12 protein-coding genes and 1 pseudogene are annotated in these 8,081 nt (G+C 41.1%); 6 read left to right on the top strand and 7 right to left on the bottom strand.

Annotated features, from left to right (window positions below):
* Positions 1 to 699, top strand: a pseudogene (locus BFP77_RS16435) (IS982 family transposase); the annotation flags it as partial.
* A gap of 165 nt (positions 700 to 864) precedes the next feature.
* Here the strand turns inward: BFP77_RS16435 and BFP77_RS16430 are convergent.
* The 4 genes from BFP77_RS16430 to BFP77_RS17430 form a co-directional block, all read right to left on the bottom strand.
* Positions 865 to 1,173 (bottom strand): putative quinol monooxygenase, encoded by a 309-nt coding sequence (locus BFP77_RS16430; RefSeq protein ID WP_099575125.1) that lies wholly within the window; start codon positions 1,171 to 1,173, stop codon positions 865 to 867.
* A 150-nt stretch (positions 1,174 to 1,323) separates the two neighbouring features.
* Positions 1,324 to 2,205, bottom strand: coding sequence for a serine hydrolase domain-containing protein (locus BFP77_RS16425; RefSeq protein ID WP_257213008.1), 882 nt, complete (start codon positions 2,203 to 2,205; stop codon positions 1,324 to 1,326).
* On the bottom strand, positions 2,189 to 2,314 hold the full coding sequence (locus BFP77_RS17435) for a serine hydrolase (RefSeq protein WP_257213007.1): 126 nt from the start codon (positions 2,312 to 2,314) through the stop codon (positions 2,189 to 2,191). Before BFP77_RS17435 ends, BFP77_RS16425 begins: the two co-directional genes overlap by 17 nt.
* Positions 2,315 to 2,359: 45 nt before the next feature.
* Positions 2,360 to 2,575 (bottom strand): hypothetical protein, encoded by a 216-nt coding sequence (locus BFP77_RS17430; protein WP_257213006.1) that lies wholly within the window; start codon positions 2,573 to 2,575, stop codon positions 2,360 to 2,362.
* A 226-nt stretch (positions 2,576 to 2,801) separates the two neighbouring features.
* Between BFP77_RS17430 and BFP77_RS16420 the strand changes: the two genes are divergently transcribed.
* The gene (locus BFP77_RS16420) at positions 2,802 to 3,161 is read left to right on the top strand and encodes a dihydroorotase (protein WP_099575124.1); all 360 of its coding nucleotides are present in this window, start codon (positions 2,802 to 2,804) and stop codon (positions 3,159 to 3,161) included.
* On the opposite strand, the gene BFP77_RS16415 is transcribed toward BFP77_RS16420, so the two are convergent.
* Genes BFP77_RS16415 through BFP77_RS16405 form a run of 3 tightly spaced genes read right to left on the bottom strand, consistent with a single transcriptional unit; the run spans position 3,158 to position 5,315 of the window.
* Positions 3,158 to 3,607: a GNAT family N-acetyltransferase gene (locus BFP77_RS16415; RefSeq protein WP_099575123.1), complete on the bottom strand. Its 450-nt coding sequence runs from the start codon at positions 3,605 to 3,607 to the stop codon at positions 3,158 to 3,160. The genes BFP77_RS16420 and BFP77_RS16415 overlap by 4 nt on opposite strands.
* 12 nt (positions 3,608 to 3,619) lie before the next feature.
* Complete coding sequence (locus BFP77_RS16410) at positions 3,620 to 4,528, bottom strand: bifunctional metallophosphatase/5'-nucleotidase (RefSeq protein ID WP_099575143.1); 909 nt, start codon at positions 4,526 to 4,528, stop codon at positions 3,620 to 3,622.
* A 1-nt stretch (position 4,529) separates the two neighbouring features.
* On the bottom strand, positions 4,530 to 5,315 hold the full coding sequence (locus BFP77_RS16405) for a 5'-nucleotidase C-terminal domain-containing protein (protein ID WP_099575122.1): 786 nt from the start codon (positions 5,313 to 5,315) through the stop codon (positions 4,530 to 4,532).
* A gap of 45 nt (positions 5,316 to 5,360) precedes the next feature.
* Between BFP77_RS16405 and BFP77_RS16400 the strand changes: the two genes are divergently transcribed.
* The 4 genes from BFP77_RS16400 to BFP77_RS16385 all read left to right on the top strand — a co-directional run bounded on the left by BFP77_RS16400 (position 5,361) and on the right by BFP77_RS16385 (position 8,079).
* Complete coding sequence (locus BFP77_RS16400) at positions 5,361 to 5,894, top strand: DUF6913 domain-containing protein (protein WP_099575121.1); 534 nt, start codon at positions 5,361 to 5,363, stop codon at positions 5,892 to 5,894.
* Between the two features lies 1 nt (position 5,895).
* Positions 5,896 to 6,786, top strand: coding sequence for a 4-hydroxy-tetrahydrodipicolinate synthase (gene dapA / locus BFP77_RS16395; RefSeq protein WP_099575120.1), 891 nt, complete (start codon positions 5,896 to 5,898; stop codon positions 6,784 to 6,786).
* A 111-nt stretch (positions 6,787 to 6,897) separates the two neighbouring features.
* A complete protein-coding gene (locus tag BFP77_RS16390; protein WP_099575119.1) occupies positions 6,898 to 7,734 on the top strand; it encodes an outer membrane protein assembly factor BamD in 837 nt (278 codons plus the stop codon).
* Between the two features lie 12 nt (positions 7,735 to 7,746).
* A complete protein-coding gene (locus BFP77_RS16385; protein WP_180272380.1) occupies positions 7,747 to 8,079 on the top strand; it encodes a DNA-directed RNA polymerase subunit omega in 333 nt (110 codons plus the stop codon).
* Positions 8,080 to 8,081 lie beyond the last annotated feature (2 nt).

Genomic DNA, 8,081 nt, shown 5'->3' with positions numbered 1-8,081 from the left:
TTCTATGTGAAGGTCCATATGAAGAACGAGTTCCCCGATACGGTATCCTATAACAGGTTCACCGAGCTGATGCAGGGCAACCCGATGGCGATGACCCTGTTCCTGAAGACCTGCTGTCTAGGGGACTGCTCCGGCATCTCCTTCATAGACTCGACCCCTGTCCGGGTCTGCAAGAACAAGCGTATCCCGAACCATAAGGTGTTCAAGGGCATCGCCACTACGGGGCGCTCCACCATGGGTTGGTTCCATGGCTTCAAACTGCACATCATCATAAACGACAGGGGGGAAATACTGAACTTTACCATAACCCAGGCGAACGTTGACGATAGGGAAACGCTCAAGAAAGAGCGTTTTCTGGACAAGATATATGGAAAGCTCTATGCGGACAAGGGCTACATAGGAAAAAGCCTGATGGAGATGCTGTTCATCGACGGAGTACAACTTATAACATCGATCAGGAACAATATGAAGAACTCCCTGATGACCATGTCCGACAAGATATTGTTGAGAAAACGTTCCGTCATTGAAACGGTAAACGACGAACTCAAGAACATATGCCAAATAGAGCATTCAAGGCACAGAAGCTTCGGGAACTTCTTGGTCAATATCATCACAGGGTTTATAGCATAAAGCTTTCTCCCAAAAAAACCAAGTATCAAATATCAAACTGTCAAAACTAATCAGCTTATCCTTTTTTAATCGAACTCAGGTTATTAAAATAATTACATTTCATCCATTCTTTAAACAAATCTAAAGGAGTGTTTTTGAGGTACGAAAAATTTTATCGGGAACCATTAACCTAAAGTTGAAGTCATTTCTCTTAGTGACCTAGGTGCTTTTCGATACTCCCGAAATGGTCGTGATTTAGCTATTTTCTGATTCAATATATGTCATCTCGTTCAAGGAAAAGTCGGCTATGGCTCCCTCGGTCGCCTGTAAATAATCGGCTAAATGGTCATTGGCCATATGGGTTTGCCATAAAGCCCTTGTTTCCCAGATTTCATAAAATAGAAACCTGTTTTCATCTTCATTGTCCTGGTGTAGGTCATAGGTAATACAACCTTTTTCAGCTCTAGTTTTATCGATGAGTTTCAGTAGTTCCGCTTTAACCAGTTCCCTCTTTTCAGGTTTGGCTACTATAGTCGCTATAATTGTCAAATTTTGATGCTCCATGGGTATGATTCTAAATCTTTACTCTAATTTTTGGCAAAAATACGCTAGATTTTGGGTTTTCCATAGGCTAGGCCAAAACTTCTTCATAGGTTGGTGAATTACGCAACTCCTAATGGTTTTAGTGGGAAGTGCGATTTCGTTTCAGGTCGACTAGGGCTGCAAGGCACTATAGACGATGTCTTCTAATTTAGAATTGATTTCGTTGTTGTGAGCGGACTGTAAAACCTGACGCAGTTGTATCACGATGAGTTGGTTCTCAGGGTCTATCCAGAAAACAGTACTAAAAGCACCGCTCCAACTATAGGTGCCATCCGGTCTTTGCGGGTGGTTTTTGGAGACATCAAAGCCAAAATCAAATCGGGCGGTTCCCCAGGGATAGGAGAGAGTGTCAATCTGGTCTTTGTGCATAGCCTGTGCGGTTTCGGTCTTTAAAATGCGGGTGTCTCCCAGTATTCCGTCGTTAAGCAGCGCTTGACAGAACAGAAAATAATCGCGTGCCGTACCCGTCATTACGCTGCCTCCGGACAAGTAGGTCTTGGCACCCTGAGTGGGATAGTTGGCCATATAGAATTTACCCATTACCTTAGGAGCTTGTCTAATTGTTCCGTTCTGGTCAGGTATAAAAATTTTGCTCAGGTCATCGGTAAGCGAATCATTGAAATAGAAGCTAAGCTTTTCAATTCCCAAAGGTGTCGTAATGTGCTCTTGAACATTCTCGTCCAGCGCTTGACCGGAAGCTACCTCTACCACACGCCCTAGGACATCCGTATTAAGACCGTACATCCATTGAGCACCCGGTTCGTGCATTAGGGGAAGGTCTCCTAGCTTGCTTGCCGTTTCTTCAATGGTAATGGGCAAATGCGTGCTTAAATCCGGAATACCATGCTTTGCCAGAATGGCACCGTTCACGGGCGGATTCATAAAACCATAGGGAACTCCTGCGGATTGCGTAAGCAATTGACGCACTGTAGGGGTGTTGTTCCTAGGTATGCTGGTCCACGTGGTGTCTGCGGCATTAAAACTGGTTAGCACTTCCGTTTTTTTTAAATGAGGGGATGAATTTTCCCACGGGGTCGTCCAAGGTCATTTTTCCGTTCTCTATCAATTGCATGACCGCAACCGAAACGATAGGCTTGGTCATTGAAGCCATTCGGAACAAATGGTCTTTTCGGTTAGGTTCGGTTTTTTAGGAGTCTGACCACCCCACTTCGGATTCATAGATGATCTTACCATTTTTAGCAATCAAGGTAACCGCACCTGGATACTTCTTGGCCTCTACAAAATCCATGACCATTTGGTCGATTTGTTTTAAGCTGTCAGTAATCATCCCTACCTCTTCCGGTGTGGCCAACTGGTATTTTTCCGGTGGAACATTAGTTTTGGTCCCCCGTTCTGCAGGCACTAAGAAGGATAAGGAAGATAATAGAAAGGATAAGACTATAAGTTTTAATAGGAATCGGTTTATGCTTCTTTGGAAAGTTCGTTAATCTGGGCAAGAGTACCAAGAAAAATACCTTGTATACAACTACAATTTTTAATAATGGACCAACTTATAATACAGGAATTTTTTGGTGGTTTTCCGGCTATTTTTTCGTAAATTCCAAAGACGAACTTAAAATCCATTTATCATGAAAAAATTTGTGTTATTTGTTTTTTTTGTAAGCTTATCTTTAGTTAGTAGTAGGGCTCAAAGTTTAGATTATCCGGTGGAAATCGGAGCTATTTTCATTATCGGTGAAGCCTCTTCCAATACCTACAAACACATACATTTCCCCAGACCGAATTTCATCATTAAACGGGGCGGAATAGTATCGTTTAAAAATCTAGAAGGGAAAAAAGTAACCGTTACGAGGGTAACTAAGGATGCTAAGGGACAATCCATAGCTGCCATTACCTTGGTATCCAGAAGGTATTTTTTTGGCAGTCACAAGTATGTGAAAGTCGCCATCGCCGAGGCTATTGCCGCCGAGGAGCTGGTAAAAGCTTAAAGCACTTTTCTAAAACATACGCTATTGGCCACGCCTTCATAGGGTGGGTAATTAGGAATAATGTTGTATTTATTCTTCTTGTAGAGTGCAATGGCTTCTGGTTGGCGTAAACCGGTTTCTAGAACACATTGTTCGTAGCCGAGTTCTTTGGCCCAATTTTCCAGTGCTACAAGCAGGAGGGAGGCAATACCTTTTCCCCGTACTTCAGGGTTTACGAACATTCCTTTTACTTCCATGCTATTCGCATCAAAACGTTTCAGTGCGCCACAACCCAGAGCAATTCCGTTTTCATAGTAGACCACACAGTGTTTTAAAACGGCAATACCGTTAAATTGGGCGTAGAAGGCATTGTCTTCCCCATCACGAAGTGCTAAATCTTCATCCAGCAAGGCCACTAAGGCTCTAAAATCGGTATTTGACGAATCCGTTCGTATTATCCGACCCATAGTAATGTTTTATCAGACCTTAATGGAAACCCCGTTTGTAGTAATACCGTTCGTATCCAAATAAAAATCGATACGGCCTAAATTAACGCCGTAGCATCCTACTTGATTCACCAGAACCTCCTTGCCCATAGCATTCTTAACTATACTGGGTTTATCCAGAAAGGTATGGGTATGTCCGCCGATGATGAGGTCCGTATGCTTCGTTTTTGCGGCTAATTTCAGATCATCCGGTTTATTTTCGTCCTCATAGCTATAACCTAAATGGGACAGGCAAATGACCAGGTCACATTTTTCCTCATCTTTTAGGCGTTGTTCCAAATCATTGGCAATCTCGTAGGGGTCTAAATACCGTGTTTCTTTGTACAGTGTTTTGGTCACTAATCCCTTTAGTTGAATTCCCAGACCGTATACTCCAATTTTAACACCATCCCGCTCATAGGTCTGAAAAGGCTTGGTAAAACCAGCCAAAACCGTATTGCTAAAATCATAATTGGAAGAAACAAAATCGAACTTACCATAGGGAATCTGTGCCAGTAGGCCCTCAATCCCATTATCAAAATCGTGATTACCTATCGTGGCAGCATCATAGTTTAACATTGTCATTAGTTTCATTTCCAACTCCCCACCATAGAAATTAAAATACGGAGTTCCCTGGAAAATATCACCGGCATCGAACAACAAGGTATTGGGATTCTCCTTGCGTATAGCGTTTACCAATCCAGCCCTGCGCGCCAGGCCTCCTAAACCGGCAAAACTGGAGTGGTCTTTTGGAAAAGCATCGATATGGCTATGCACATCATTAGTATGTAAAATGGTAATATGGCTGGTCTTAGCTCCCGAGCAGGAGCTTAAACTTAGTCCACCAGCTCCTATGAATGAAGCTGAGGCTGCGGTATGTTGAATAAACTTTCTTCTTTTCATGCTACTTAATTTTGTAAAAACGGTCATCCACAGTTGGGGCCAAAGTATCGACCTTTGAAAAATAATCGATCATGGCATTTCTGATCTTGTAATCCGTATCGGTAACGGTCAAGGCATTTTTGAAAAACACCATATCGTCTCCGCCGCTAACCAAATAATCGGAGGTAGCTATGAAATAGTGTTGGTCAACATCAAAAGGTCGGCCTTGTATTTTTATGGTCTTGATGCTCTCGTCCCTGTTGAGCACAACTTGGATACCGCTTAAAGGGTGCGCTCTTTTAGATTTAATGATGTAGCCTATCATTTGTAAGACAGCTTTACCGTCTAACTCCACCACGGAAATGTTGTTCTCAAAGGGCATTACCTCATAGGCCGTTCTGGCCGATACATTGCCTTTGAAAATAGTGGCACGTATGCCTCCATGGTTCATAAGCGCAAAATCGATGGACTTACCAGTTCTTTCTTGAAATATGGGGTTCGCCTCCAAAAGCATAATATCCGCCATGAGATTCCCGGCAGAGCTATTGTACATCCCGTCCATTTTGGAGATTTCGGCAGGGGCATAGGCCAAGGTACTGTCCAGCATTTGATTGACTCTGTCGTGATAGGGCTTTATAAAATCTTTTACAGCTTCGGATTCTTCGTGCATATGGTCCACTGCAATGCGTTCTGCGGTGATACGATGCAGCGTTCTAGCATTTTCCTTACAAGAGCTGAAACCTAGTATTGTTACAAATAAAACAAAATGTTTTATTTTTAAAATACCAAAGTGTTTTAACTTCGCCATAGAGTTGAACGGATATTATTTACATTTGTATAAATGTAAAAATACATGTTTTTAAAAGGAATTAAGGACAAGTTTAAACAGAAATCCGGGCGTAAATTTATTAAGCAAACCTTAGAGAATGGTGCTTCCGAAACCACAAGGTCCAAAGGAATCACAAAACTAGGTTGCATAGTGGATTTGGATAAATTTCAAAATGCCGATTTGTTCTATCAGTTTTTGGAAGATTTTAAATTGAAGCCCAATGCGGTGAAAATTATAGGGTACAAGAGTTATTACGATAAAAATTCGCCTTATGCTACACCGGTTTTTTCTGATAAGGACTTGGGATGGAAAGGAGCTATCGAGAATAGCTACGCATTAGAGTTTCTAAGTAGGGAATATGATTTATTGGTCAATTATTACAATGAGGATAACCTACTTCTAAATTTAATGTCCGTTAAAACTAAGGCTCGCCTAAAAGTGGGTTTTAAGGAGGTGGACCCCAGTTTCAATGACCTGATATTGGACACACCGATGTCCGATTTTAATATGTTCAAAGCTGAATTAAAAAAATATTTAGGCGTTTTTAAAGAGATTTAATATGGAAGCATTAAGAGGTACTGGAGTAGCATTGATAACACCCTTTCAAGAAGATGGCAGTGTTGATGTGAAGGCCCTTATTGATATTGTATCGTTCTGCAAGCAAGGCGGAATAGACTATTTAGTGGCTTTGGGAACCACGGCAGAATCAGTTACATTGAGTAAAACTGAAAAACAACTGGTATTGGATACCATGGTTAGTGCCAATGATGGAGTGCTGCCCCTAGTCGTAGGAATAGGAGGAAACCATACCGCCGCAGTAGTCCAGGAACTAAAGACGTTGGATTTGTCCAGTTTTGATGCTATTCTTTCTGTTTCTCCCTACTACAACAAACCTACTCAGGAAGGCATCTACAGGCATTTTGAAGCGCTGGCCATGGCCTCGCCAAAACCCATTATAATGTATAACGTTCCCGGTAGAACAGGTAGTAACATGCTGCCGTCTACCACGGTTAGGCTCGCAAAGGATTTCGATAATATCATCGGGATAAAGGAAGCCTGCGGAGATATGGTACAGATTATGGAAATCATAGCTTCTAAGCCTCAAGACTTTTTACTACTCTCAGGAGATGATTTAACGGCCTTACCTACCATACTAGTAGGAGGAGACGGTGTTATCTCTGTCCTAGGTCAGGGTGTACCTACAGAATTTTCAACAATGGTTCGTTTAGGACTACAGGGAAACGCCAAGGAAGCCTATGCCTATCATTATAGGCTACAAGATGGCATGCAGTTGATATTTGAAGAAGGGAATCCCGCGGGTATTAAAGCCATTTTTGAAGTATTGGGCCTGGCAAGAGCTTCCGTTAGGTTACCACTTGTCGCTGCCAGTGGCGCCCTAAAATCTAAACTCGCTGATTTTATAGCATCACTGTCCAAGGTTACGGCTTAATTTATTTTTAGTTAAAACTTACCCAAAGGACCTTATTTGAAAGGAAAATGATTCTATTTTAGTAGATTAAAAATGTTTTTTAAATCCATTGATAATCATTAATTTTGCAAAATGTTTTTTAGAATAAGGCACATTTTTCTTTTAGGTTGTTTACTTATAGCTTTTCAATCCTGTAACGAGTACCAAAAAGTACTTAAGAACGAGGACGTAAAGGCGAAGTACGATATGGCCGAAAAATACTATGAGGAGGGCGATTTCAAGAGAGCCAATCGTTTGTTGGAGCAAATTGCACCTAAGTACATAGGTAAGCCACAGGGAGAACGCGTAATGTTCTTTTTGGCCAATACGTATTTTGAACGTAAGGATTATAATATGGCGGGATATCAATTTGAGCGTTTTATTAAGTCCTATCCAAAAAGCGATAAAATAGCGGAAGCATCATTCTTGGGTGCCAAAAGTTATTTTATGCTATCCCCGAAGTATTCTTTGGACCAAACGGATACGGATAAGGCCCTGTTGAAATTACAGAATTTTATCAACGCCTATTCAGAATCTGAATTTTTTGCCGAGTCCAATGTTATGGCAAAGGAACTCACTACAAAAAAGGAGAAAAAGGCTTTTGAGATAATGAAGCAATACAATAAACTGGGAGAATTCAACTTTGATATGTTGAAATCTGCTGTAGAGGCTTCGGAAAATTTTGTTTCAGATTTTCCAGGGTCCGTTTTTAGAGAGGAGGCAATGCTTGTTAAAGTGGACGCTTTGACCAATATGGCACTGAACAGTTTTGAAAGTTTACAAGAAGAACGTTTGCTGAATGCTAAAACGGCCTATTTATCGTTTAAGAAAAAGTATCCTGAAACCGCTTTTGAAAAAGAAGCTTCAAGGTTGATGGAGACACTAGAAAGAGAATTGCAAAAATTCAATACAGAATCAGAATCCAAATAAATAGTTTCAATTATGAACATGAACGATTTAAAAACTTCTAAAGCTGCGGTTTCTACAGTAACCCACAATAAGAACGAATTTGATGCCAAGACGCAGAATATTTATGAAGCTATTTCCATCACGGCAAAGAGAGCTGTTCAAATTAATTCTGAGATTAAGAAAGAGCTTTTAGAGAAATTAGAAGAGTTTGCGACCTACAGCGATAGCTTAGAAGAGGTTTTTGAAAACAAAGAGCAAATAGAAGTTTCTAAGTTCTATGAGAAATTACCTAAACCACATGCGCTAGCGGTAGAAGAGTGGTTAATGGATAAAATATACCACAGAAATACAGAGAAAGACGCATAGGT

Source organism: Maribacter sp. 4U21, from assembly GCF_002742365.1.
In the GTDB taxonomy this organism is placed as follows: domain Bacteria; phylum Bacteroidota; class Bacteroidia; order Flavobacteriales; family Flavobacteriaceae; genus Maribacter.
This window is presented reverse-complemented; position numbering and strand designations above follow the sequence as displayed.